20 protein-coding genes are annotated in these 26185 nt (G+C 61.9%); 13 read left to right on the top strand and 7 right to left on the bottom strand.

Annotated features, from left to right (window positions below; genetic code table 11):
* Positions 1 to 213: 213 nt before the first annotated feature.
* The 4 genes from QM649_RS03675 to QM649_RS03660 form a co-directional block, all read right to left on the bottom strand.
* Positions 214 to 2676 carry an ABC transporter permease gene (locus QM649_RS03675; protein WP_415197656.1) on the bottom strand — a complete coding sequence of 821 codons (2463 nt, stop codon included), beginning with the start codon at positions 2674 to 2676 and terminating at the stop codon, positions 214 to 216.
* 164 nt (positions 2677 to 2840) lie between these two features.
* The gene (locus tag QM649_RS03670) at positions 2841 to 3431 is read right to left on the bottom strand and encodes a hypothetical protein (RefSeq protein ID WP_415197655.1); all 591 of its coding nucleotides are present in this window, start codon (positions 3429 to 3431) and stop codon (positions 2841 to 2843) included.
* The gene (locus tag QM649_RS03665; protein WP_415197654.1) at positions 3428 to 5341 is read right to left on the bottom strand and encodes a two-component system sensor histidine kinase NtrB; all 1914 of its coding nucleotides are present in this window, start codon (positions 5339 to 5341) and stop codon (positions 3428 to 3430) included. Before QM649_RS03665 ends, QM649_RS03670 begins: the two co-directional genes overlap by 4 nt.
* A 107-nt stretch (positions 5342 to 5448) precedes the next feature.
* Positions 5449 to 6852, bottom strand: a complete 1404-nt coding sequence (locus tag QM649_RS03660; RefSeq protein WP_415197653.1) for a sigma-54-dependent transcriptional regulator — start codon at positions 6850 to 6852, stop codon at positions 5449 to 5451.
* 113 nt (positions 6853 to 6965) lie between these two features.
* Between QM649_RS03660 and QM649_RS03655 the strand changes: the two genes are divergently transcribed.
* From QM649_RS03655 to mgrA, 3 genes are all read left to right on the top strand, one after another.
* Entirely contained in the window at positions 6966 to 7316 is a 351-nt protein-coding gene (locus QM649_RS03655) for a rhodanese-like domain-containing protein (protein WP_415197652.1), read from the top strand.
* Positions 7317 to 7383: 67 nt separating this feature from the next.
* Positions 7384 to 8763, top strand: a complete 1380-nt coding sequence (locus QM649_RS03650; RefSeq protein ID WP_415197651.1) for a dipeptidase — start codon at positions 7384 to 7386, stop codon at positions 8761 to 8763.
* 41 nt (positions 8764 to 8804) lie between these two features.
* The gene (mgrA, locus tag QM649_RS03645; RefSeq protein ID WP_415197650.1) at positions 8805 to 9836 is read left to right on the top strand and encodes an L-glyceraldehyde 3-phosphate reductase; all 1032 of its coding nucleotides are present in this window, start codon (positions 8805 to 8807) and stop codon (positions 9834 to 9836) included.
* 71 nt (positions 9837 to 9907) lie between these two features.
* Here mgrA and QM649_RS03640 read toward each other — a convergent pair whose 3' ends face one another.
* Positions 9908 to 10906 (bottom strand): carboxypeptidase-like regulatory domain-containing protein, encoded by a 999-nt coding sequence (locus QM649_RS03640; RefSeq protein ID WP_415197649.1) that lies wholly within the window; start codon positions 10904 to 10906, stop codon positions 9908 to 9910.
* Between the two features lie 304 nt (positions 10907 to 11210).
* Between QM649_RS03640 and QM649_RS03635 the strand changes: the two genes are divergently transcribed.
* The 6 genes from QM649_RS03635 to QM649_RS03610 all read left to right on the top strand — a co-directional run bounded on the left by QM649_RS03635 (position 11211) and on the right by QM649_RS03610 (position 18670).
* Positions 11211 to 12008: an ABC transporter ATP-binding protein gene (locus QM649_RS03635; RefSeq protein ID WP_415197699.1), complete on the top strand. Its 798-nt coding sequence runs from the start codon at positions 11211 to 11213 to the stop codon at positions 12006 to 12008.
* Between the two features lie 7 nt (positions 12009 to 12015).
* Positions 12016 to 12468 (top strand): lipocalin-like domain-containing protein, encoded by a 453-nt coding sequence (locus QM649_RS03630; protein WP_415197648.1) that lies wholly within the window; start codon positions 12016 to 12018, stop codon positions 12466 to 12468.
* A gap of 121 nt (positions 12469 to 12589) precedes the next feature.
* Positions 12590 to 14572 carry a hypothetical protein gene (locus QM649_RS03625; RefSeq protein ID WP_415197647.1) on the top strand — a complete coding sequence of 661 codons (1983 nt, stop codon included), beginning with the start codon at positions 12590 to 12592 and terminating at the stop codon, positions 14570 to 14572.
* A gap of 175 nt (positions 14573 to 14747) precedes the next feature.
* A complete protein-coding gene (locus tag QM649_RS03620) occupies positions 14748 to 15983 on the top strand; it encodes a multidrug effflux MFS transporter (RefSeq protein ID WP_415197646.1) in 1236 nt (411 codons plus the stop codon).
* 36 nt (positions 15984 to 16019) lie between these two features.
* Positions 16020 to 17666, top strand: a complete 1647-nt coding sequence (locus QM649_RS03615) for an NAD+ synthase (RefSeq protein WP_415197645.1) — start codon at positions 16020 to 16022, stop codon at positions 17664 to 17666.
* Between the two features lie 35 nt (positions 17667 to 17701).
* Positions 17702 to 18670 carry a DsbA family protein gene (locus tag QM649_RS03610; protein ID WP_415197644.1) on the top strand — a complete coding sequence of 323 codons (969 nt, stop codon included), beginning with the start codon at positions 17702 to 17704 and terminating at the stop codon, positions 18668 to 18670.
* A 76-nt stretch (positions 18671 to 18746) separates the two neighbouring features.
* Here the strand turns inward: QM649_RS03610 and QM649_RS03605 are convergent, their stop codons facing one another.
* Positions 18747 to 20282 (bottom strand): hypothetical protein, encoded by a 1536-nt coding sequence (locus QM649_RS03605; protein ID WP_415197643.1) that lies wholly within the window; start codon positions 20280 to 20282, stop codon positions 18747 to 18749.
* 258 nt (positions 20283 to 20540) lie between these two features.
* Between QM649_RS03605 and QM649_RS03600 the strand changes: the two genes are divergently transcribed.
* Entirely contained in the window at positions 20541 to 21320 is a 780-nt protein-coding gene (locus QM649_RS03600) for a CAP domain-containing protein (protein WP_415197642.1), read from the top strand.
* Positions 21321 to 21566: 246 nt separating this feature from the next.
* Positions 21567 to 22241: a hypothetical protein gene (locus QM649_RS03595; RefSeq protein ID WP_415197641.1), complete on the top strand. Its 675-nt coding sequence runs from the start codon at positions 21567 to 21569 to the stop codon at positions 22239 to 22241.
* 67 nt (positions 22242 to 22308) lie between these two features.
* Here QM649_RS03595 and ahcY read toward each other — a convergent pair whose 3' ends face one another.
* On the bottom strand, positions 22309 to 23739 hold the full coding sequence (ahcY, locus tag QM649_RS03590; protein ID WP_415197640.1) for an adenosylhomocysteinase: 1431 nt from the start codon (positions 23737 to 23739) through the stop codon (positions 22309 to 22311).
* 56 nt (positions 23740 to 23795) lie between these two features.
* Here ahcY and QM649_RS03585 point away from each other — a divergent pair, with 56 nt between their 5' ends.
* Positions 23796 to 24731, top strand: coding sequence for an ArsR/SmtB family transcription factor (locus QM649_RS03585; protein ID WP_415197639.1), 936 nt, complete (start codon positions 23796 to 23798; stop codon positions 24729 to 24731).
* Positions 24732 to 24879: 148 nt separating this feature from the next.
* Positions 24880 to 26115, top strand: a complete 1236-nt coding sequence (locus tag QM649_RS03580; RefSeq protein WP_415197638.1) for a glycosyltransferase family 87 protein — start codon at positions 24880 to 24882, stop codon at positions 26113 to 26115.
* Positions 26116 to 26185 lie beyond the last annotated feature (70 nt).

Here is a 26185-nt window from a genome sequence, read left to right as displayed (position 1 = left end):
TATCGCCCTGCAGTAGCAGGTTCGATACCGTGGCATGCCCGTAGTGCAGCGCCAGGGGATTGGCCTTTGCGCCGAAGGCCCACGCGGTGAAGGAGTGCGCGTACTCGTGCGCGAGATAGCCGATCGCATGCGTCAGCCAGAGCAGGGGAACAAGCAGCAGAACGAAGCGTGCGGTCTTCAGGAGCGGGTCTCCGGGAATGGGTTAAATAGAGCTTACTCTGCCCGCAGCGTCTCAGCCGGATCGATCTGGCCGATGCGCAGCGCGGGTGTCAGGCTGGCCGCTGCTGCTGCAAGCGCCAGCAAAGCGATGACCGCGGCCATCGTTACCGGATCCCAGGGCTTTACGCCATAGAGATAGCTCGCCAGCACGCGCAGCGCTCCGAAAGAGGCGAGGATGCCCACCGCCATGCCTGCGCCCGCAGCCAGCATCCCCGCCGAGCTCACCTGCACCATCGCCTGCCCGAGCGTCGATCCCAGCGCCATGCGGATGCCGATCTCGCGGCGCCTCTGCACCACCAGGCTCGAAACCAGCGATCCGATGCCGATGGTCGAGAGCACCAGCGCGAGGGCGCCCAGCGTGGTCAGCAGCAGTACCTGGATGCGTTGCATGGCAAGCTGCGTCGCCAGAATATCGTCCATCGACGAGAAGCTCGAGAAGGGAAGTGTCGGGTCGGCGGAGGTCAGCGCAGCCTGCATGGCCTGTGGCAAACCTGCATCAGCCCGGCCGGTCCTGACAATCCACGAAGGCTGGAACCAGGCATGGATGAGGCTGAGAAATTCCGGTCCGACCTGTGTCGCGGGCAGATACCAGATCGGCTCAGTCCCAAGAGGCTCGGACTGCGCCACAGCATGGGACTGGTTCTGCACATCGCCCACCACGCCCACGATGGTGATGGTCGAATGGCCGGTTTCAAAATGCCGTCCGACCACATTCGGCGTGTGGAAATACATCTCGCCGAAGCTGGCATTTACCACGGCTACCCGCATCGAGGTCGAGGTATCCGAATCCTGAATGTCGCGTCCGGCGAGCAGCGGAATCCGCAGCGTCTGGAAGTATCCCGGCGTCACGTAGCTCAGGCTGACCGCCTGATCGGTGCCGGCCTGGGTCCCTTCCAGAAACTTCACATCGTCGTTCACGAAGGGCTGATATGGCACGCTCAGTCCTACCGCCGCGCCCTCTACGCCCGGAATCTTTCGCATGGCATCGAGGCTGCGTGTCAGCAGCGCCTGGAAGGCCATCGAATCGTGGTAGCGCGCATCGTCGAGCGAGACCGTCGCGGTCGTCACGTTGTGCGCGTCGAAGCCCGGAGGCAGCGTCTCCAGGTGAATCAGCGTGCGCACCAGCAGGCCGGCTGCGGCCAGCAGGACCACCGTGAGCGCGACTTCCGCGCCGATCAGCCACTGCCGCAGCCGTCCCGAACCGGCCGAGACGCTCCGGCTGCCCGAGGATAACGATGTCCGGAGGTCTACCCGCCGCGCCAGCAGCGCAGGAAGCGCGCCGAAGAGCAGGCTCGAGATCACGGCCGCTCCCAGCGCAAAACCCAGAACCCGCAGATCGAGATGCAGGCCGCCCAGCGGCAGCATCTCCGGAGGAAGGAAGGTGTTCAACCCGCTCACGATGCCGAAGGCAAGCGCCAGGCCTGTCGCCGCGCCAGTCAGCGCCAGCACGATCGTCTCCGTCCATAACTGCCGCAGGATGTCTCCGAGCACCGCGCCGAGTGCCAGCCGCGTCGCGATCTCCTGCGTTCGACGGGAGACGCGCACCAGCGTGAGCCCGGCAAGGTTGCCGCAGGCGATCAGCAGGATAAAGCTCACTGCCAGCATCAGCGTGCGGACCTCGCCGCTCATGTCACCGGCCAGCGCCCTGCTCAACGGTACGGTGTAGACCCATGCATGCGCGTGATACCGGCTCTCAAGTTCCGCCATGCGCTGCAGGTGCAGCCGTCCTAGCTGCGCGTCGGCCTGTGCCCACGTCGCTCCCGGCTTCAGCCGAGCGAGTATCTCGCAATTCGTTCCGCCACACTCGCCGCTCGCATCGGAGGGATGCAGCGGCGTAAACAGATCCGGATCACCCGCGAGCCGTGCTGCCGCGGGCAGCACGCCTACCACGGTGTGTGCCTCGCCTTTGAGATCGATGGTCTTGCCTACGATGGAGGGATCGCCATGAAAGGCCGATTGCCACAGGGAATAGCTCACAACAGCTACCGCCGGTCCGTGCGGCATGTCTTCTTCTGCCGTAAATCCACGGCCAAGCTCCATCGGAATGCCGAGGACCTTAAAGTAATCGGCTGAGACGCGGCTGTCCTGCGCGTAGCGTACTGCGCCGCCCGCCGCAGCGCTGGCCTTCAGATTCACGCCTCCGGTGCCGCCGCGCGCAGCGAGCTCCACCGGCGCACCCGCATCCGTGAGCATTCCCCAGTCCGCGCTGGTGAAATCTTCCTGCTCGTAGGACGTCGCCGCATGCGCCGCTGTTTGCGGAGACTCTCGGTGCAGGTTCAGCATGGCCAGCCGTTCCGGCTCAGGATAGGGAAGCCCGCGCAGCAGGAAGCCGTCGACGAGCGTGAAAACCGCGGTGTTCACGCCGATGCCCAGCGTAAGGGTGAGAATCACGGCCAGCGAAAAGCCGGGAGCCCGGAGTAACTGTCGTGCAGCCAGGCGAAGATCGTGTGTGAACATGGGCAGCTCCCGAAGATGGTTCGCAGCAGTTCTTCTGCCGGATACGCAGCCGCCGGATGTCCGGTTCCGCCTTTTCGGGATATTCGAAGCCGGATCGCTTTCCCAAAACGAAACCCGCTGTCCGGGCAGGAGCAGCGGGCGGTGGGAGTGGTATTTCTGATGAGCTAGCTCTTGGTCAGCTCGCTCAGCAGGACCTTGGCCTTGGTGGACAGCGTCTGTGCGCCCTCCAGATCGTTCTGCTGCAGCGCCTGGCGCGCCTTTTGCAGAAACGCGCGAATCTGAACCACGGTTTCCTTTTCCGTGGCGGAGAGCGGCCGTTTCAGGTCGCTGAGTCCCTTTTCCGTACCGGAAATGGAGTCGCGAATCTGCTGCTCAGACGGAGTTGCGCCGCGTTCCCCGCTGGTTGTGATCTGTCCGATCGGTGAGTTTTCGGCAGGTTCTGTGGCTGCTGCCTGCTGTGTGGTCGTGGCCTGATCCTTGTTCGCGTTCTCTGTCGTGCTCTGTGTCGGCTTGCGACGGCGAACGGAGCGTTTGGGTTTCTGCGCCGGCTTGTCATCGGCATCGCTGCCCGCTACGACATTCGGCGTCTCCGGCGGGGGAACCGCTGGCAATGGTACTGCGCTCTGGTCGATGGAGCGCGTCGGGGGTGGTGGGGCCGTGGCCGCAGCTGGAATGATGGCGGCTTTTCTGTGATTGCAGCCGCTCGTCACAACAGTGATCGCCAACAGAACCGCCAGCTTACGTGCGGACGTCATTCTCTTGGTCCCTTTAAGGCAGATGAATTTGGTTCAAGAAAACTGCGCAGCTTGTTTTCGGGGAGGTTGGCGACTGGGAGACTAAAAACAAACGTCGTGCCCGCGCCTGGTAAAGATTCTACGTCAATCTGCCCATTATGGAGCTGGAGAATGCGATAGGTCATCGAGAGACCGATGCCGCTGCCCTCGCGCTTCGTGGTGAAGTAGAGGTCGAAGATGTGCGGCCGGATGTCGTCCGGAATGCCCTCGCCCTGATCCTGTACGCGCAGACGTGCCATGCGTCCGTCCTCGCCGAGCCGCACCGTGAGCGTACCGCCCCGGTTCATGGCCTGGGCTCCGTTGATCACCACGTTCAGCAGCGCCTGCTTGAAGAGATCGCTGTCGATCTTGACCATCACCGGCCGTGCCGGCAGGTCGCTGACCAGCAGAATATTGCGTGTCTTGAGCTCAGCGGCGGCCAGGGTGAGAACACTGGCGACAATCTGACGCAAATCCTGGTCCTTGAGTTGCAGCTCCACCGGTCGGGAGAAGTCCACAAGCGTCTGCACCACGCGATCGAGCCGCCGGATTTCGCTCTGGATAATGTCCAGGTGACGCAAGCCCGGGGCCTCCGCGTCGAGCTTGCTGCGCAGCAGCTCCAGGTGCACGACGATCGCGTTGATCGGATTCTTGACCTCGTGGCCGACACCCGCGGTCAGCCTGCCGATCGCCGCCATTCTGCGCGAAAGCTCCAGCTCATTCTCAATTTCCCGGACAGACTCGAGATCGTGCAGCACCAGCAGCGCGCCCAGCGATGTTCCGGACTCTTCCGCGCGATCGTCGTGGATGAAGTCCAGGGAGATCTCCACGCGCCGGCCCGTCTCTGTCACAACCTCTTCCTGCACAATGGCGATTCCGGCATCGAAGGCCTGGCGTACCGTCCGCCCCAGCACCGAATAGCGGTCGAAGATGTCATGCACCTCGGCGCCCAGGATGTCGTCCCGCCGTACCGAAAGAAAGCGCTCCACCGAGCGCGAGACCAGCACGGCCCGCGCGTCGCGGGTGAACAGCATCATGCCGTCCTGCAGGTTGGAAAGAATCTGGTCGAGGTTTTCCTTGAGCGCCGAGAAGACCTCCTCGACATTGCGCATGCGCCGTCCCAGCCGCTCAATCTTGTGCGAGACCTGGGTGACGGTGTCGCGCGAGGCTGGCGCGAGCTCGCCGGCTGGTTCCAGCTCGGCCTGAGAAAGGATATCGAGCCGCGCGCTGATCTCTTCCAGCGGAGCCAGGGCCACGTTCGTAAGAAAGGCCGCTGCGATCAGGGCCGCGAGGATTGCCAGCCCAATGTAGGTGAGCGACTCGATCAGCCACGGGCGGAAGGCATTGCGAAGGAATGAGGTGCGGATGCCCACCCGTACAGTGAGGAACGGCTGATTATCGCGCTCGAGCCCCAGGGTCAGGTTGTAGGCGCGTGGTTTGCCAAAAACAATTTGTCCGGCTCGGATCGGGGACTTCTGCAGCAGCGTCGCATATTCCTGCCGGTTCGGCAGCAGGTGATCCTCGAGTGCGGGATCGGGCGCAGTCACCAGCCCATAGCCGTTGCGGTCCGCAATCGAGATGTCCAGCACCGTCGGGGAGTAATTGATCACCGAGCTGATGAAGGAGTTCAGGCCCGCGTCTTCGCGCAGCGACTGCGCCACCGCCTGCCGCAATTCCGCGGGGTCGTTCGGATCGAACTGCTGATGCCGCAGCCCGTTCTCCAGCGCCTCGCGGACGGCAAACTGCAGCTGGTGGGCGATGACGTCCGTGGACGAATACGACTGATCGATATGCTGCTGCAGCAGCTGCGCCATGTAGAGCCACGACAGGACCGTGGCGATCAGGAACACCAATACGGTGATCGCGGCCGCGAGTTTTGTTTTCAGTCGCATGCGGGGCAGTCCGAGTGACCACTATGCCACGTAGCCATGCCCAGTGTAAGCCCGAAACGTCTCCATGCCTGCTCCGGCAGCACAGAGGCGTCCCGGGCGGCCAGGCGTCAGTGCTGCTGTTCCTGCTCGGAGGCGGCGTTTCCGTATTCTTTCAGCTTGTTGTGGAGGGTCTTCAGGCTGATTCCCAGCTTTTCGGCGGCGCGCGTCTTGTTGTTTCCGGTCGACTCCAGGGTCTTCAGGATCAGCAACTGCTCCGCTTCATCGACCGTCGCGCCCACTCGCAGCTGGATCGCATCTTCGTCGATCTCGCTGCCCGTAGTCGACCGTACCGTCCGCATGCCGAAGCCTGGAGGCAGGTGCCGCGCTTCGATCTGGTCTCCCAGCGAAAGCACAACGGCGCGCTCGATGGTGTTGCGAAGCTCGCGGACATTGCCTGGCCAGTCGTAGGCCATCAGCCGCGAAAGCATTTCGTCATCCACGCCGCTCACCCGCCGGTCGTGCTTGCGGCCCATGTCCTCGAGCATCGCGTCCACGATCGATGGAATATCTTCCTTGTGCTCGCGCAGCGGCGGCATGTGGATGTTGAACACATTGAGGCGATAGAAGAGGTCGCCGCGCAGGTGGCCGTCGGCAACCGCCGTCTCCGGTACCTTGTTCGTCGCCGCCAGCACCCGGACATCGACCGGAGCTTCCACCTTGCTGCCCAGCCGGCGCAGCTTGCGCTCTTCCAGCACACGCAGCAGCTTGGCCTGCGTGCCGATCGGCATTTCACCAATCTCATCCAGCAGCAGCGTGCCTTCCTCGGCCAGCTCGAAGCAGCCTGCACGGCGCTCCAGCGCGCCGGTAAACGCGCCCTTTTCGTGGCCGAAGATCTCGCTTTCGATCAGCGTTTCAGGAATGGCCGCACAGTTAACCGCTACAAACGGCTTCGGCTTGCGCGGGCTCAGTTCGTGGAGGGTCCGCGCCACCAGCTCCTTGCCGGTGCCGCTTTCGCCGGTGATGAGCACCGAAACATTCGAAGGGGCCACGCGCTCGATCAGCGCGAAGACCTCCTGCATCTTCTTCGAGGAGCCGACCAGCGGACCCAGCACGCCGGTGTCGCGCAGCTTCCGCCGCGTGACTTCTAGCTCGCGCTCGGTCTCTCGCTGCCGCGTCGCATTCTGGAGGATCGTCCGTAGCCGCGTCGGATCGACCGGCTTCTGAAGAAAGTCATAGGCACCCATCTTCATGGCGTCGACAGCCAGCTCGATGGAGCCCTGCGCCGTGAGCACGATGACGGCCTGCTGCTCCTTGAGATCGTGCAGACGGGAGAGCAGTTCCAGCCCATCCATGCGCGGCATCTTGAGGTCGGTGACCACGATGCCGGGCTGCCAGGCCTGGATGCGCTCCAGCGCCTCGAGGCCATCACGAGCCGTATCCGTGCGGTAGCCCCAGCCGGACACCAGCTCCGCAAGGCCCATCAGCGCATGCGGTTCATCTTCGACGATCAGAACTTTCTCTTGGTTAACCATAAAGTACTGCGGAGGCACTCTCTCTTTTATCACGTTGACGCCGCTTCCGCGCGCCTGGGACGCGGGTGCGGGCTGATCCGCGGGGCGCTCGGGGATGTATCCTTAGGGAAGCGATGGAATTCGAGATTTCCCCTACCGATCTGCAACAAATTCTTGCCGACAAGTCGGCGTCCGCAGCCACCGCGAACCCTCCGTCCAATTTCGTCCTGCTCGACGTGCGCGAGCCATGGGAGTTCGCCGCCGCCAGCATCGAAGGCAGCATCCTGATGCCCATGGGCGAGATCCGCTCCCGCATCCAGGAGCTCGATCCCGACGCTCACATCGTCACCGTCTGCCACCACGGCGTTCGCTCGCTCAATGTGGCGCTCTGGCTACGGCAGCAGGACTACGAAAACGTGCAGTCGCTCCGCGGCGGCATCGACGCCTGGTCCGCGCAAATCGATCCCGACGTGCCCCGCTACTAGCTCCGCTCGACGAGAGCGGACAGCTATACTCGACTGTCGATTCCTACTTCGCAGGAGTTTTTTGTAGATGTCTTCCAACGCCCTTGCCTTTGCCCGCGAAAATCAGTCCCGCTTTCTCGAAGAGCTCAAGACGCTGCTGCGTATCCCTTCGATTTCCACGCTCTCCGAGCATGCGAAGGACGTGGCCGCGGCTGCAAACTGGCTGGCCGCCGAGCTGAAACGCATCGGCATGGAGAACGTCGAGATCATCCCGACCTCCGGCCATCCGCTCGTCTACGCCGACTGGCTCCATGCAGAAAACAAACCCACGGTTCTCTGCTACGGGCACTATGACGTGCAGCCGCCCGATCCACTCGATGAGTGGACTACGCCGCCCTTCGAGCCCACCGAGCGCAACGGCAATCTTTACGCCCGCGGCGCGGTCGACGACAAAGGCCAGATGATGATGCACGTGAAGGCGCTCGAATCGCTCTTCGCGGCGAACGACGGCAAACTGCCGCTCAATGTGCGCGTCATTCTTGAAGGCGAAGAAGAGGTTGGCGGTGAGGGCATCGCGGCCTTCGTGCGGGAGCACGGCGAGCGCCTCAAGGCAGACTTTGCGCTCGTCTCGGATACCGAGATGTTCGCTCCCGAGCTGCCCACACTGTGTGTCGGCCTGCGCGGCATGATCTACACCGAGATTGAGGCTCGCGGCGCGAGGACCGACCTGCATTCCGGCATGTACGGCGGCGCGGCGCCGAATCCGTTTGTCGCCCTTGCGCAGATCATCGCTCAGCTCAAGGATTCAGCCGGCCGTGTCCTGATTCCCGGCTTCTATGACGACGTGAAGGCTCCGAGCGCGGATGAGCTCAAGGCCTGGGCCTCGCTGCCTTTTGACGAAGAGGCGTATCGCGAGCACGAAATTGGTTCCTCGCAGCTTACCGGCGAGTCCGGCTTCTCGGTGCTCGAGCGCACCTGGGCTCGGCCCACGCTCGACGTCCACGGCATGCCCGGCGGATTTACCGGCGCCGGTGCGAAGACCGTAATCCCGGCAAAGGCCGTGGCGAAGGTCTCCATGCGTCTCGTCCCCGACCAGACCCCGCAGCAGTCCTTCGCGCAGTACAAGGCCTATGTCGAATCGCTGAAGCCGAAGGGCATCGAGCTCGACGTGCGTCTGATTCACTCCGGCGACCCCATCGTCATCGGAACCGACAATCCCTACATCGATGCGGCCCGCGAGGCGATGCACGAGGTCTGGAACAAGGACACCGTCTTTGTGCGCGGCGGCGGATCGATTCCGATCGTCGGCGACTTCGAGCGCCATCTGAAGATTCCCACGGTGATGATGGGCTTTGGGCTTCCAGACGACAATCTCCACGCTCCGAATGAGAAGTTCCATATCGCGAACTACCATCGCGGCATCGAGTCGATCATCGTCTTCTTCGAGCGCCTGGGCGCGGCAAACTAAGCGGCTACACATGACAGGGAATCAAAAGACGGGAAATCGCCATGAGCTACGAACCGAATTCGAAACGCTATGATGCGGCTACCTTTCGCCGCTGTGGACACTCCGGCCTCGTTCTGCCGCCAGTCTCGCTCGGCCTCTGGCAGAACTTCGGTGGAGCGGATGTATTCGAGACCGGCCGCGCGGTGCTCCGCCGCGCCTTCGATCGCGGCGTCACACACTTCGATCTCGCCAATAACTACGGGCCGCCGTACGGATCGGCGGAAGAGAACTTCGGCGAGATCCTGCGCAAGGACTTCAAGCCCTATCGCAATGAGCTGGTGATCTCGACCAAGGCGGGCTGGGATATGTGGCCCGGTCCTTACGGCATCGGCGGCTCGCGCAAGTATCTTCGCGCCTCGCTCGACGACAGCCTGAAGCGCATGGGCCTCGATTACGTCGATATCTTTTACTCGCACCGGCCCAGCCCTGAGACTCCGCTCGAAGAGACGATGGGCGCGCTCGCTACCGCTGTTCGCCAGGGCAAGGCTCTTTACGTGGGCATCTCTTCGTACAGTCCCGAGGCCACGCGCGAGGCTGCAGCGATCCTGAAGAGCGAAGGCGTGCCGCTGCTGATTCACCAGCCTTCGTACTCGCTGCTCAATCGCTGGATCGAAGACGGTCTGCTCTCGACGCTGGATGAACTCGGCGTGGGCTGCATTGCCTTCTCGCCGCTTGCGCAGGGCCTGCTCACGGACAAGTACCTCAAGGGAGTGCCGCAGAACTCCCGCGCCTCAGCGGCCGGCTCTTTCCAGAAGGAATTTCTGAACGCCGAGAACCTCAAGCGCATCCGCGCCCTGAGCAACATTGCGAAGAAGCGCGGCCAGACGCTCGCACAGATGGCCATTGCCTGGACGCTGCGCGATCCGCGCGTGACTTCGGCACTCATCGGCGCGCGCAATGTCGAGCAGCTCGACAACTCGCTCGACGCACTGAAGAAGCTGAAGTTCACCGACGCGGAGCTGAAAGAGATCGACCGCCACGCGAAGGACTCCGGCATCGATCTGTGGAAGGGAGCCCGCGAGGGCACGGCATAACAACGGCGCATACAGAAAGGGCAGGCTCTGCGCAGAGAGCCTGCCCTTTCTTGTGAGTGTGTGGAATGCGCTTAGTTGTGATTCTTGGCGGAAGGCGTCAGCCTCTTCAGAATGAATTCCTGGATGACGCCGTTGGCCATGTTGGCCGCGAGGTTCACACCGAAGGTGCTGGCGACCAGGCCTGCGCCACGATCCCGCTCCGGATAGTAAGTCTCAGCCAGCGCGCCGGAGATGAGGAAGCCGCCCATGCTGGAGTAGTTCACCTCCAGCTTGCCGTTATCCCCATGGCAGATGAAGGCGCTTGTAAGGGAATGCACCAGCCTCGATTTGGTGGAACCCTCGCCCTGGTAGTAGTAGCGCGGATCCTGATGCAGCAGTGACGGCAGCACCGCGCCGCCAAAGAGAATGTCGGTAAATCCGTTGGCGTAATTCGCGCCGAAACGCTGCCCGTAACCGAGCCAGCCCTGCTGATAGTGCGGAGAGGAGTCGCCCGCCTGGTCTACCGCAGAGATGAAGCCTACGCCGAGAAAAGTAACCGGGTTGTACTCGGTGTGCAGCGCCAGCTGGAACTTCAGCTTGGTGGTCAGCGGTGCGGGGTTCTTCTCGTAGGTGGTGTAGAAATTCGGCACGAAGCCCAGCACCTTCTGCTGCTCTTCGATCTTCACCTGCTGCTCCGCAATGGCCGTGGTGTCAAGCGATGCCTTCACCGTTGTCACTGCTTCGGCGATATACAGGCGAATGCCGGAGACTTCGAAATACTGGCCCGGCGTCAGCGTGATCTCCTGCGATGTCCATTCTTTAAAGCCGGGCGCGTCCACTGTCACGTGATAGGCCACACCCGCATGCAGTCCGGCCCTGGAAAAGAAGCCGGTGTCACTCGCGGTCACCTTGTAGTGCTCATCTCCGGCATCGATGGAAACCGCGGCTTCGGGAATGACGTCGCCGCGCAGATCGGCAACGGTGCCGACCAGCGTGCTGCCCTGCGGCTCAGGGCTTGCAACCTGCTGCGCAGAAGCGCACACCACAGACGCGCAAAACATGAAAGTTGAAACGAACAGGGGTACGCGCATCGTCGTGGGTATTGCTCCTCATCATGACAAGAGTGTTCGGAGTGTAAGACTCACCAGCTCCCCCGTCTGTTGCAGAAATTTGCCCGATTGATCGCGAAATAAATCTTTCAGACACAAAATGACGATTACAAATGTCCATTTGGACAGCGAATCCGACACGGGATTCACCGCTTGCATCTACCATTGCGAAGCTTTTGCCGTAATCTGAAGAGAGGAGCAAACCTTGTCGAACCTGGCCGATGAATCCCGGACAACGCAGAGCGACCTGCCCGAGATCGAGACCATCCTGCCCCCGGGCGTCTCCGTGGAGGAGGGCTCGAATGGGAGCGGTTCCAATGGCGGTGCGGAAGTTGCGCCCTATATTGCGTTCGACCACGTCTCCAAATCCTTCGGCAGTCTTACCGTTCTGGATGACGTCAGCTTCTTTGTGAATCCCGGCGAGACGCTTTGCATCCTCGGCCGCAGCGGCGTCGGCAAATCGGTATCGCTGCAGCAGATCATGGGCTTCCTGAAGCCGGACTCGGGCAGCATTGTCGTCGCGGGCGAAAACATCTGCGGCTACACGGAAGAACAGATGCAGCTTGTCCGCCGCAAGGTGACGATGGTCTTCCAGAACGGCGCGCTCTTCGATTCGCTCAGCGTTGGCGAGAATGTCGCTTTCCCGCTGCGCGAGCGCCGCGAACTGGCGGAGGATCAGATCCTGCAGATCGTCAACGGTCTGCTCGACATGGTCGGCGTGTCCGGTATGACGGACCTGCTGCCGTCCGATCTCTCGACCGGCATGAAGCGCTCCGTTGCCATCGCCCGTGCGCTTTCTGCGCAGCCCGAAGCCATTCTTTACGACGAGCCGACGACCATGGTCGATCCGCTCATTGGCCGCCTGCTCGGCGACTTGATTCAGAAACTCAAGCATCAGCTCCGGCTCACCAGCATCGTCGTTACCCACGACATGCGCTTTGCCGAGCGCCTTGCCGACCGCGTGCTCTTCCTGCACCAGGGCAAGGCCCACTTCTTCGGAACCATGGAGGAGATGAGAGCGTCCGACGACGAAATCCTCCGCCAGTTCCTCGAACTCGATGCCCTGGTGCTCCCAGGGGTCTAGCTTTTTCATGTCAGATACGATCGCAACTGCAAAAGACTTTATCGGCACCTGGCGGCTGCTCGACTACGCCTTCATCCACGACGACGGAATCGTCGAGAAGCCATGGGGCACCGACCTCCGCGGCTATCTCATCTACTCGGCCGAAGGCTACATGAGTGGCAATCTCGGGCCCGCGCGGCGCAAGCGCGGCGTCATCGAGCGCATCTCTCCCGATCCCACCACCGATCGCCCGCGCCGCAACCGCAACTACATCGCTTACACCGGCCGCTTCACGGTGGAGGGTCCACGGGTGATCCACCACGTCGAGGCAAGCCTCTTTCCGCACTGGGTGGGACGCCCCGAGGTGCGCGAGTACAGGTTTGAAGGCGAGCGTCTCACGCTGCGCACCGGGCCCCTGCGTGCCGGCCGCCACACCATGGTGGCGCAGCTGCTGTGGGAGCGCGTTCGCGGCCAGGTTTGAGCTCACGGTAAGCCGGTAGATCCGCCGCGATTTTTCGCTGGCTTTGCTGCTGCTCCATGCGCTACATTGCCCGGCGATGTCACCCCTCACAGAGAATGCCAGGAAATGGGCGGCGCCCGCGGTGCAGATCGCTGCGGCAGGCCTCGGCGCTGCCGTCGCAGGACCTCTCGGGGGCGCTATTGGCGGCTGGCTTGCAGGTGCTCTCGGCGCCTCAGCCGGCAAGCTCGTCGAAACCTATGCCGAGAAGTTCGGGGACAGCGCAGCCGACAAAATCTTGAGTCTGGGCGAGGATTCGCTCCTCGATAAACTCAAGGATCCTGCGCGTCATCTCGACGATCTGTATCGGCAGACGCTGCGCGTGAGCCTGCAGCAGCTGGCGTCGCAGAATACGGATGCCGAGTCTGCCGGATGGTTCAGGAACTGGGAGGTGAGCCTAGCGGCTCCGCAGCCGCTTGCGCTCGACGCCGTAGAGCCCGAACAGTATCGCAGGCTCGATGAGCTCTTCTGCCGCACGATGATCCGCATCGATGCCGAGGGCGCGGCCATTCGGGAAGGCAACAAGGTATCGATTTCACTCACGCTGCGTGAGCTGCCCGCAGCGCTGCGGACGAGCCTGCTGGCCCAGCTTCCGCCGCTGCTCGATGAAAACTTTCGTTCGCTCATCGTGACGCCCGACTACGAACAGGCCTGGAAGAGCAGCCAGCTCGCCTTCCAGGAGGCAGTCGGGGGCAAGCTCGACAGGATGGGCGCGGATATCCTCGGAATCCGCTCCGATCTCCATACCCTGGTCGAGACACAGCTTCGTGTTGCTGAGGAGAACAGGCGTCTCGAGGCAGAAAATGCCCGCCTCCAGGCGCAGCTGCTCGCCTTTGCGAACGCGCAGCAGACGGCACAAAGCGCCACGCTGATCAGCCTGCTCTCCATTCGCGATTTCTCCGGCGCGATCCATCTGAAGACCGAAGCCATCGACAAACGCCGTCTCCAGCTCGGACAGGGAAGTGCAAAGCCGGAGGAACTGGCTCGCGACCTTTTCGAACTCGGCATGATCTATGAATTGCAGCGCGACTGGCCGAAAGCCCGCGACACCTATCGGGACGCCTGGAAGATCGATCCCACCTTCGAGCATGGATTCAAGTACGGCTACGCCGCCCGCACGCTGAACGATGACTCCACCGCGATTACGGCGTATGAGCAGATTGCCGGCATGCCCGCCTCCGATGGAGACCACGCGGCGCTGCTGACAAATCTCGGCATCCTCTACAGCCGCAATGGGCAGAACGCGAGCGCCGAGAAGTCGTATCTCGAAGCGATCGAGCAGTACAGCAGGCTTGCGATTCTGCAGCCGGATCGGTATCTCGCCGACCTGAGCGGGACATACGGAGATCTCGCCCAGTTCTACGCGGGTACTGGTGCCGACCCCGCGAAGGTAAACCAGTTGTATCTCCAGGCGCTCAACCCTCTGCTGGAAGCGGGGAAGAGCGATCCTGTGCGCTGGCTACCTCTGATCGCCGAGATGTACACGAGTCTCGGCAATTATCAGGCGCAGGTCGGCAAGGATAGCAACGCCGAGCTGAGTTATCGCAAGGCGCTGGGAGCGTACACTGAGGTGCGCAGCCGTAACGGCGCGGTGGATATCGGCAAGGTCGCCTATACGCTGGGCCGCTTCGCAGCGCTGGAAAGTCGCATCGCCCCGGCTGAAAAAGCTTCAGAAGAATACGAGACGGCAATTGCCGCCATGCGCGTCCTGGCTCGCCAGGCCAATCTCGCTATTTACGGTCCGTTGCTCATTGAAGCCCTGTTCGGCCGCGCGCAGTGGAGGGCCTCGCAGAACCACATGGCGGAGGCGTGGTCCGATGCTGTAGAAGCCGGACAGTGGATCGCTCCGCTATGGCAGGCTGCTCCCAGGACCTATGGCGATCTCCGGGCGCGGCTGCTGATCTTCCAGGCCGGTGTTGGCTGGCGTCTGCCCGAACAGAAGGAGCATCTGTGTCCTCTGGCCCAGGAAGCCCTTACCTGCGCGAGCGAAGTCGCAACGCGGGAGAGGGCTCAGACCCTTGTGGCGCAGCTCTGCGGGGCAGTCGCTGCGCCTGCGGCAAATTCCTGAGCCTGTCGCCGCTCCATCCACATCCAATCGAACAGCTATCATGAGGAGCAGGATTGTGCCGGATCTCGCGGGCTGCGAACGGTCATCCTCACTTTTCAGCCTGCCGCTGAACGAAGCACTGACCAGAGTACCGACCTGACCACAACCGAGAGTTTTCCGGAGATTCCACGCCCCGATGTCTGCCCCACCCCCTCATTCCGCACGCCACCCGAAGTGGATTCTCGTATTGCTCGGCGCGCTCTGCGTGGTCACGCCCTTTGCGATCGATATGTATCTTCCTGCGTTCTCGCACATTGCCCGCGAGTTCCACACCGAGACGCACGACATCTCTCTCTCGCTTTCGAGCTACTTCGTCGGCTTCGCCATCGGCCAGCTCTTCTATGGACCGCTGCTTGACCGCTTCGGACGCAAGCGCCCGCTCTACTTCGGGCTCATCGCCTACGTCGTCTGTTCGATCGGCTGCGCCATGGCGCCCAGCCTGCATGCCTTCATCGCACTGCGCGTGCTGGAAGCTCTCGGCGGATGCGCGGCGCAGGTTGCCGCCATCGCCATGGTGCGCGACTTTTTCCCCGTCGAGCAGAGCGCCCGCGTCTTCTCGCTGCTCTTTCTCATGATCGGCGCATCACCGCTGCTTGCGCCCACCATCGGCAGCGCGCTCATGTCCGGTCTCGGCTGGCGCTGGATCTTCATCGTCCTCGCGGCCATGGCATTTGTCATCCTGGTGGTTACATTCTTCCTGTTGCCTGAGGGCCACCAGCCGGACACCTCAGTCTCTTTGCGTCTTTCACCGATCCTCGCCAATTTCTGGAACATCTTCGTCACCCCGCAGTTCCTCGTCTATACGCTGGCCGGTTCGTTTTCTTTCGCGGGGCTCTTCACCTTTGTCGCGGGTTCGCCCATTGTGTTTATGGATGGCTTCCATATGGGCACGAAGGGTTTCGGCATCACCTTCGCTGTGCTGGTGATGGGCTTTATCGGCGGCAATAATCTGAATGTCTTCCTGCTGAAAAAGTTCAACAGTCAGCAGATTTTTCTCGCGGCGCTCAGCGCACAGACGATCCTCGGCACAGCGTTTCTCGCCGGAGCGCTGGCTCATGTGCTCGATCTGCGCGGCATGATGGCGCTCTTTTTCCTCTACCTCACCTGCATCGGCTTTACCTATCCGAACGGCGCGGCCATCGCGCTTGCACCCTTTTCGCGCGATGCGGGCAGTGCGTCGGCGATGTTCGGCTCAGTACAAACGGGTATCGGCGCGATCATCTCCATGAGCATCGGTTTTCTCGGCGCACAGGCCGTCATCGGCATCATGGCCGGAACCGCCATCGTTGCGCTGCTGTCTCTGCTCATCGGCCGCCGCTCCGTCGGCGAGCTGATTGTCGGCGAGGACGGCCCGGTCGCAGTCGCGCACTAGAGCCTGTTGGGCTCGTCCCGTTGCTACACTAAAAGGGTGAAGATCGCGCTCGCCCAGATCAACCCCACCGTCGGCGACTTCGACGGCAACAGCCGCAAAATCCTGGACTTCGCCGCGCGCGCGGCCCAGGGCGGAGCCGAGCTGGTGCTCTTTCCCGAGCTGTCTGTCTGCGGCTATCCGCCTGCCGATCTGCTCGAGAAGCCAGCCTTCCTCGCCCGCGCCGGGCAGGTCGTCGAGGAGATCGCAGCGAAGACCGCTGGCCTCGGCATCGCCGTAATCGTTGGCTATCCCACGCCCGCGCCGCATGGCAGCGGCAAGCACGTCTCGAACTCCGCGGCCCTGCTGCGCAACGGCCACGTTGAATTCGTGCAGACGAAGATGCTGCTTCCTTTCTACGACGTCTTCGACGAGCAGCGTTACTTCGCGCCCGCCGATAAGCAGCGGCTCTTCTGCTTCGATGGCCAGGACATCGCACTCACTATCTGCGAAGACGCCTGGAACGACAAGAGTTTTTGGGAAAATCGGCTCTACAGGGTCGATCCCATTGAAGAGCTGATGCGCGCCGGCGGCCGCATCATCCTGAACATCTCGTCCTCACCTTATTGGTGTGGAAAGCGTGAGACGCGCCGCAGGATGCTTGCCGCAATCGCGAAGCGCCATCATGCGCCCGTGCTGCTGGTGAACCAGGTCGGCGGAAATGACAGCCTGGTCTTCGACGGCTCGAGCCTGGTCATCGGAGCCGACGGGGAAGTGATCGCGCAGGCGAAATCCTTTGAAGAAGACCTGCTCATCGTGGATATCGCTGTGCCGCAGGCGAAGGCTGCGCCTATTGTCGAAAACGAGCATGAGGCGATTTACAACGCGCTGGTGCTTGGCACACGCGATTACATCCGCAAGTGCGGCTTCTCGAAGGCGATCATCGGTCTCAGCGGCGGCATCGACTCGGCGCTCGTAGCGGCGATCGCCGTGGAAGCCTTGGGCGCGGAGAACGTGCTCACCATCGGCATGCCCAGTCCGTATTCCTCGCAGGGTTCCATCGATGACAGCCGCCAGCTTGCCGCGAAGCTCGGCATTCGCTACGAGGTGCTCGGTATCTCGCAGCTCTTCGACGGCTTTCAGCAGACGCTTGCGCCGATGTTCGAAGGCCTCAAGCCCGACATCACCGAAGAGAATATCCAGTCGCGTATCCGCGGCAACCTGCTGATGGCTCTCTCGAACAAGTTCAATGCGCTCGTGCTCACCACCGGCAATAAGAGCGAGATGTCTACCGGCTATTGCACGCTCTACGGCGACATGGTCGGCGCGCTTGCCGTGATTGGCGATGTGGTGAAGACCGAGGTCTACGAACTCTGTCGCTGGATCAACCGCAACGGCGAAATCATTCCCTACGCGATCCTCGAGAAGCCACCATCCGCCGAGCTGCGGCCCGATCAGAAAGACACCGACTCGCTGCCGCCCTACGAGGTTCTCGATCCTATCCTCGAGGCCTACGTTGAGCGTTACGAAACGACCGAGGCCATTGCTGCTTCACAGAATGTCGATCTCGAGCTGGTTCGCCGTGTTGTCAAACTGGTCGAACGCAGCGAGTACAAGCGCCAGCAGGCCGCGCCGGTCCTCAAAGTCACCGCTAAGGCGTTCGGTATGGGCCGCCGTTTCCCCATTGCCGTCAAGGTTCAGGTATAAGCAAGTTGAGAACACCCACGGGAAACGAGGAATTCATGTCTTCTGCCTTTCGCTCGGCCAGCCGCCGGGTTTCTGCTGTGATTCTGGCCGCCACGCTCTCCACCGCTACTTTTGCCTTTGCGCAGGACGCGCAGCCCCAGGCTGCGGGTGAGCCGCAGTTTCCGCCGGTAGTTGCCGCCAATTTTACCGCCACGTCGCCCACCAAGGCGGAAGTGAATGCCTTCCTGAATGTCTCCTGGGGCTACGACAAGGACCGCGTCTGGAGCATCTACGCCATCCAGAAGACGCAGGCTCCGGGTATCAGCCGGGTGATCGTGCAAGTTGCGCAGAAGAGCAATCCGAAGGAGATTTCGACGCTCTCCTTCTTTGTTACCCCCGACGGCAAGCACCTCATCACGAACGACATTATGCCCTTCGGCGCGCATCCTTATGCCGAGAATCGCCGCATCCTGACCGAACGCGCCGCTGGCCCCAGCCGTGGGGCCAACACGAAGACGCACGAGATCGTGGAGTTCGCCGACTTCCAGTGCCCGCACTGCAAAGCGATCCAACCGATCATGGAGCACTTGGTGCAGGACTACCCGCAGGTGCACTTCGTCTACGAGAACTATCCGCTAACCTCCATCCACAGCGAGGCGGAGAAAGCCGCGCTCTACAGCGTGTGCGTGGCGAAGCAGAATGGCGATGCGGCGTTCTACAAGTTCGCCGATGCGGTCTTCGAGAATCAGACCGGCCTCACGCCCGAGTCTTCTGACGCCACACTGGGCGACGCTGCGACCAAGGCCGGCCTTGACTCGGCGAAGATCGGCTCTTGCGCGTATACGGCGGAAGCCAAGGCTTCTGTGCAGGCTTCGGTTACGCTCGCGCATGATCTGCAGATCGATGAGACGCCTACTGTGTATCTCGATGGCCGCCCCATTCCTGTCGGCGAGGTTGCGAATGGCCAGCTGCCTTACGACAAGCTGAAGGCGATCATCGATTTCCAGATCCAGCTCGAGCCGTAACGCACGCGCATCGAACAAACGGCCTCCGGAGAGAATGTCTCTGCGGAGGCCGTTTTGCGTTTCGAAGCGTTTTTCCTTACGGAGCATTCACGGCGATCGGTCCTGCCTCCTGCTCTTTGCGCACATAGATGCGATAGCCAAAGGGCTTTGTGCCTACACCCGCCCACCACAGCCGATGCGGCGGCACACGGTCGGCGTAAAGCGCATAGTGAGTGCCCAGATAGTCCGCGAACTGTGGCCAGTCCTGCAGCTCGTTGTAGTGGTAAGTCATCTCACCTAGACCGCATTCATGACTGGTCACGACGAAGGCCTGCGGAGGGTGCTCGTGGATCTCGTCCCAGAAGCGCCGCCGATAGGCTTCGCCCGTCGCGTTCTGACCTGGGGAGAGCAGATAGCAGTCGTAGAGGAAGCCTGTGCTCTGCACCAGGTCCATGCGGTAGAGCGCGTTCAGGCAGCCTGCCGCCATGTCCAGGCACTGCACCTGATGATCGAGCTTCGCACCGCCCAGCTGTGCGAGGTCCGCGCGCAGCATGGTGTCGAACTCCTGGTTGCGCCAGTCGAATTTCATGACGTGATGCAGCGATACTGGCGTCGTCACGAGTGTGCCGAAAGCCAGCCCCACGGCTCCCAGCAGTACGAAGATGCGCGTGCGCCCTTCTGCCTGTCCACGCAGCGCCATCGTAAAGTCGATGCCGATCAGCAACAGCAGCAGCGACTCCATGGGGTAGCGATGGTAGGGATAGCCTTTGCCCTGCGCGTAGAAAGAGAGTGCGCCAAAGAGAATTCCTACGAGCAGCGCGGCTCCCTCCCAGGTGCGCCAGGAGCGGCGCCATATCGCAACCGGCAGCCAGAGCAGCACCAGCGGCAGCGTTACCGAGGAAATTGCATTCTTGAGCAGGTAGCCGGTGCTTTGCCGCCGCAGCCCTGCATGTTCCGGGATCAGCTTAAAAAGGATCGTCGAAAAATCGTGCAGCGCATGCCAATGACCAAGCCACGCCAGCGCGGCGATCCACGGCAGCACCAGTGCGAGCAGTGCGGCGATCCCGTATCGCAGCCAGCTTTGCCCGCGGCGATGCAGCGTTACGGCTGCCATGGTGAGAAGGATTGCGCCGAGTGCCAGCGGCGTCGGTTTGATGGTTGCCGCAAAGCCGGTGAGCAGGCCAAAGAGCACAAAGCCCACCATCCGGGCTTTCTCCGAACGCATCGCCTGGAAGAGGCACGCATAGGCCAGCAGCAGCAGCGCCGCGATTTCCAGGTCCCGCTGGCCGAGATTGATGAGCCCGTCGCGGCCATGCAGGACCAGGAAAAGCACTCCGGCGAAAAGGCCGGCCAGCGCATCGTAGGGCAGGGCAATGACGATCATGGCTGCTGCGATCATCCCGCACAGCCCCAGATCGAAGAGCCGCCACGCGAGGGATCCGCCTCCGAAGAGGTGCATCACCGCACCTTCGAGCGCATAAGTGCCAGGCAGGTTGATGTCCACGATGTCGCGGTATGGCGCCATGCCGTGGTCCATCAGGAATACGACGTAGTGCATCAGAGGCGCGTCGCCCACCAGCGGCCAGTGCCAGGTGCGAATCGTGAAAACAACGGCCAGCGCTGCCAGGCACAAGCCAAGCGCTGCCCGGATCCATAATCTCCAGCTTTTGATAACAGTCTGCTCCGGTCTTCAGGATAAGGTACTGGTTGGACGAGAGGCGCAGCTTCGGGTTGCACCACATCCTGCAGCCCCAGCCGATACACGGCTACGGAAATTTTCGGAGTTCAGGCCATAGATCAGGCCCGAACATGAATCTCAGCAAGGGACACGGATTCACTGCATGAAAAGAAAGTCGAGACGCAGCGCATGCGACAGGGTGAGAGGACGCGTATGAACCGGGCAATCTTCATTGCAGCATGTGCTGGTCTGCTGCTCTTTGCGCCACATGCCCACGCGCAGGATGATCCCACGCAGGGAGGCGACGGATCCATCGACAAGCCGCATCGCATTCTCGAGCTCACGAACCAGGACCGTGCCGCGCACGGGTTGCAGCCGCTGGTCTGGGACGACGCCCTGGCCCGTGCCGCGCAGACGCACACCGAGCGGATGGCGCAGGAGAAGTCGCTCTCGCACCAGTATCCCGGCGAGCCTCCTGTCACCGATCGTGCGTCGCAGGCAGGTGCTCATTTCCAGGCTATTGCCGAAAACACAGCCATGGGCGGTGATGAGCGGGCGATCGAGAAGGAGTGGATGAACTCCACGCCGCATCGCACCAATATCCTCGATCCGCAGATGAACCATATTGGTATCGGCGTTGTCGCGAGAAACGGCTACCTCTTCGCGACCGAGGATTTCAGCAATGCCGCTGAGGTTTTGAACGTGCAGCAGGTGGAGGACAAGGTTGTCGCGCTGCTCAAGGCACAGAATCTCGACGCCTCCATGCCTCGCGACATCGCGGAAACGGCCTGCTTGGGGCAGGGACCGCTGCCGACCGGGAGCACACCTCGCGCCATCGTGCGCTTTCAGACATCGGACCTCAGCCAGCTGCCTTCGCAGGTTGCGGCGCAGCTGCACAGTGGTCAATTTACAAAAGCGGCTGTAGGCGCCTGTACCCCGGCTCCGCAGCAGGGCAACTTCACCAGCTATCGGGTGGCGGTTCTGTTGTATTAAGCGGTACCGCGCGTCTTTTTTTACCGGACAGGGTTGGAACAATCGTCTGTCTCCATCGCAGGATAGGGATGTGCGTTCCATGGTGAGTTCCTCTTGACCACGCGTACGGGCCCTCCTATCCTGCGATGAGTATTTACGTGAACGAAGTGGAAGAGAAGACACGCCGGTAGAGACCGGCATCTTAATTTCCTGGGCCAGTTCTCCCTCTGCTCAGGGCCGCACATTATTTTCTGGAGAATCGTATTGATGTTCTTTCGCCGTATGCTCTTGTTCCTTGCCTGCGCCACGGTAGCGCTGCCAGCGCTGCTGCCGACTCCTGCCCTGCATGCGCAGGAGAGGCTTACGGACAAGGACATCGAGCACATCATGAAGAACCTGCACGATGACTCAAAGGACTTTCGCGAGGCCTTCGACGCCTCGATCCGCAAGAGCTCCATCCGCAACACCGGGCAGGAAAAGAACGCGCGCTACCTCGCGGAGCAGTTCGAAAGCCAGGTCGACGATATGTACAAGCACTTCAAGGGCTCGAAGAAGGCCGATGCCTACGTCGGCCCCGTCGTGCAGACCGCAGCCCAGCTCGATCAGCTCGTCTACCAGCTGAACCTCGACAGTAAGACCACGCTCGCGTGGGAGAAATCCCGGTCCGAGCTGCACCAGGTCGCGACCTCTTACAACACGCCGGAGCCCTACCTGCAGAGCACGCCGGCCCTGGCCTCGACTGTGGATACGCAGACCTGTGCCGCCTCGATCGGTGCGGTCGCGGCGCAGAAGCTCGTGGACCGCTGCCTCAAGGTGTCGACAGCCACGCATCCTCCCTGCAATGTACAGAACAGCTGCGCCATGATGCGTGACGAGATTCGTCGCAGCTGCAACCTGCTCGGCGAAGACGATGCTCCGGGCTTCTGCCGGGAATACCGCTGAGTTTTTGCAAAGGTGAAAGGCCGCGAAGCATCGCTTCGCGGCCTTTCTACTTTCCTGAACAGGAGAACTAGTAGCGGTAGTGGTCCGGCTTGAAGGGGCCTTCGACCGGCACGCCCAGGTACTCGGCCTGCTTCGCGGAGAGCGTCGTCAACTTCACACCGATCTTCTCGAGATGCAGCCGCGCCACTTCTTCGTCCAGCTTCTTCGGCAGGACGTAGACCTCAGCCTGATAGGTGTCCTTGTTCTTCCACAGGTCGATCTGTGCCAGCGTCTGGTTGGCGAAGCTGTTGCTCATCACGAAGCTGGGATGGCCGGTGGCGCAGCCCAGGTTCACCAAGCGGCCCTCGGCGAGGATGAAGATCGCGTGGCCGTCAGCGAAGGTGTACTGGTCCACCTGCGGCTTGATGTTCAGCCGCTTCACATCCTTGGCTTCGTTCAGGCGATCCATCTGGATCTCGTTGTCGAAGTGACCGATGTTGCAGACGATGGCCTGGTCCTTCATCTTCGCCATGTGCTCGAAGGTGATGATGTCCAGGTTGCCGGTGCAGGTCACGTAGATATCGCCGCGGCCGAGGGTGTCTTCGAGAGTCGTGACCTCAAAGCCTTCCATCGCTGCCTGCAGCGCGTTAATGGGGTCAATCTCGGTGACGATGACGCGCGCGCCCATGCCGCGCAGCGAATGCGCCGAGCCCTTACCCACGTCGCCGTAGCCGCAGATGACCGCGACCTTGCCCGCAACCATGACATCGGTCGCGCGCTTGATGCCGTCCGCCAGCGATTCGCGGCAGCCGTAGAGGTTGTCGAACTTCGACTTGGTCACCGAGTCATTGACGTTGATAGCCGGAACCAGCAGCGTGCCCTGCTCCTTCATCTTGTAGAGGCGGTGAACGCCGGTCGTGGTCTCTTCCGAAACGCCACGCCATTCCTTGGCGAGCTTGTGCCAGTGCTGCGGGTCCTCGGCGTGAACCTTCTTGAGCAGATCCTTGATCACCTGCTCTTCGTGGTTCGAGGACGGCGTGTTCACCCAGCCATCGCCCTCTTCCAGCTCATAGCCCTTGTGGATCAGCAGGGTCACATCGCCGCCGTCGTCGACGACGAGCTGCGGGCCGAGGCCACCCTTGTGCGAAAGCGCCTTATAGGTGCAATCCCAGTACTCTTCGAGCGTTTCGCCCTTCCACGCAAACACCGGTACGCCGGCCTTGGCAATTGCCGCTGCCGCATGATCCTGCGTGGAGAAAATGTTGCATGAGGCCCAGCGGACTTCGGCGCCGAGATCGACCAGCGTCTCGATCAGTACGGCCGTCTGGATGGTCATGTGCAGCGATCCGGTAACGCGCACGCCCGCCAGGGGCTTCTCGGCGGCATACTTGCGGCGGATCGACATCAGGCCGGGCATCTCATGCTCAGCGATGGAGATCTCCTTGCGGCCCCAGTCGGCCAGGGACAGGTCCGCAACCTCGAAGTCGGTCGCGTTGGTTTCAAGCGTAGCGGTTGCCATGCAGATCACCTCGTATCGTTACATCAAGATATGTTGATATTATCGCAGACAGGCCCATGTCGACACTTGTGAAAATCCTGCGTGCCACGGCAGACCCCACTCGTCTGCGTATCCTGCTGCTGCTGGAAAATGAGGAACTGTCCGTTGCGGAGCTCCAGGATGTGCTGGCGATGGCGCAGAGCACGATATCGACCCACCTCGCGCAGCTTCGGCAGGCGGGCCTCGTCGAGGATCGCCGCACCGGCAAGTACAGTCTCTATCGGCTCAGCAGCGACGTGCGGACAGGTGTCCTGAGCGGCCTTCTGGGAGAAGCACGCGGGCAGATCGCCGAGGCCCGGCTGGATGCCGATGCCGCGCGCCGCGTGGTCCGCAAGCGGCAGGACCGCATGCGCAGCTTCTTCGATGAGGTCGCGGGCCGTTACGGGCGCAATTACGTACCGGGCAAGAGCTGGAAGGCGATGGCCGAGGCTCTCCTCAGGCTGATGTCACCCATGGTGATCGCCGACCTGGGCTCCGGGGAGGGTGCGTTTTCACTGCTGCTCGCTCAGCGGGCCGAGCAGGTGATCGCCGTCGACAGCTCGGCGCGGATGATCGAGGTCGGACGCGAGCAGGCTCGGCGCGAAGCCATCGCCAACATCGAATTTCGCCAGGGAGACATGGAGGAGCTGCCGATCGAAAGCGCCTCCGTGGACCTGGCATTTTTCTCGCAATCCCTGCATCATGCGCTGCATCCGGCGCGTGCCGTTGCCGAAGCGGCCCGGATTCTCCGTCCGGGTGGCCGCATCGCCATCCTCGATCTGGTGAAACACCGCTTCGAGGAGGCACGCGAGCTGTACGCGGACGAATGGCTCGGATTCAGCGAGGCAGAACTGGAGGCGATGCTTGAAGATGCCGGCTTTACTGGCACAAGCACCGCGATCGTTCACGCCGAGAGCGAACCGCCGCATTTTCAGACGCTGCTCGCCGTAGCAAATATGGGATATCGCGGCTGATATCGTTTCGGATTTTGCCCTGCTGTGTCGATGTATAAGGGCCTCAGTGCATCTTTCGGCGAGGCATCACCGGGCCCACGCGATGTCTGCTTCCACACCAGGCGCAGAGGCAACAGAACGGGGACGGCTCGCGGCTCCGAACGCTGCCTTGCTGCGTTGGTGTCTGTGCCTGCTGCTGCTGGCTTCGGCCGGCTGGCACATGCACATCTACAACCGGAGAATGTGGCCGAACAACTCCGACCTGATCCAGCGCTGGGTTGGGGCAAGAGCGGCATTCGCAGGCCGCGATCCCTATTCTCCCGCCGTACGGCACGAGATTCAGACAGCGTATGCGGGCTGGGACCCTGATGCGATCGGCCGGCCGCTTACCCGCGAAGAAGCGGTAGTCCGCTGGCAGTCGTTTCTCTATCCCGCTCCCATCATCCTGATCCTTGCGCCGTTTGTGGCCCTCCCATGGGAATACGCGAGGCACCTCTTTGCCGGCGTTTCCGTGCTGGCTTTCGCGGTCGGTGTGTGGATGTGGATCCGGCGGCTTATCCCGAGGAATGCTTCGTATCGTGCGTGGCTGCTTCTGCTGATTTTTGCGGCTTGGCCAACTTGGTGGGCTATCCGCCTGGAGCAACCGGGGTTGCTGGTGGCCGCGTTCCTGCTGCTCGCGGTGGAGAGCATTGCCCGTGGCAGGCAGGTGGCAGGCGGAATCCTGTTGGCGCTGGCGACGATCAAGCCGCAGGCGGCGATGCCGATTCTGATCTGGTACACGCTCTGGGCCTGGCACGCCCGTGCGATCCGGCTGGCCGGAGGGTTCGCAGGGGCACTGCTGCTGATGTTCGTCCTGACCGAACACTTCGTGCCCGGCTGGCTCCCGCACTGGCTGGCGTCGCTGCACGGATATCGCGAAGACAACCAGGCCGATCTGCCGTTGGTGAACCTGTGCGGCAGGATTGCCGGTACAGCCCTGACCGCCGCTGCTGCGGTGCCGGTACTGGCTGTGTTCTGGAAGGCGCGGCGCGCGGCCGCCGCTTCCTGGGAGGCAATCCGTGCGGCAGCCCTGGCTCTGGCTTTCGCCCCTTTCCTGACGCCGACGCATTTCACGCTGATCTACAACCAGATCCTCCTGATTGGCGCCTTTCTGGTGCTGTTGAGCCGTGATCCGATATCGCCCCCACGCTCGCAATTGCGCTGGATGGCATTCGCAAGCCTTGCCGTGTCGTTTGCCCTGGTGCCCATCGCCGTCTTTCTGGAGTCCGTGCTCGGACCGCACATTCTCTATGACGGCCTGCCATTTCTGTTGAACTCGTTGCTGCCTATCCCGGTCCTGTGCGCGCTGGTGGCGCTGCATTCTCCATTTCTGCCGAATGATTCGGTGCCGGATCGTTTCGCCTGAGAGTTTTCCTGAAAGAAACCGCTTCCGCTGCGTCTTGTCGGTATCTGCCGACAACCTCTCATCCCTCCTG

Origin of the sequence: Silvibacterium sp. (assembly GCF_047605705.1) — a bacterium.
Taxonomy (GTDB): domain Bacteria; phylum Acidobacteriota; class Terriglobia; order Terriglobales; family Acidobacteriaceae; genus Silvibacterium.
The sequence above is the reverse complement of the archived record's forward strand: the minus strand, read 5'-3'. Positions and strand labels throughout refer to the sequence as shown.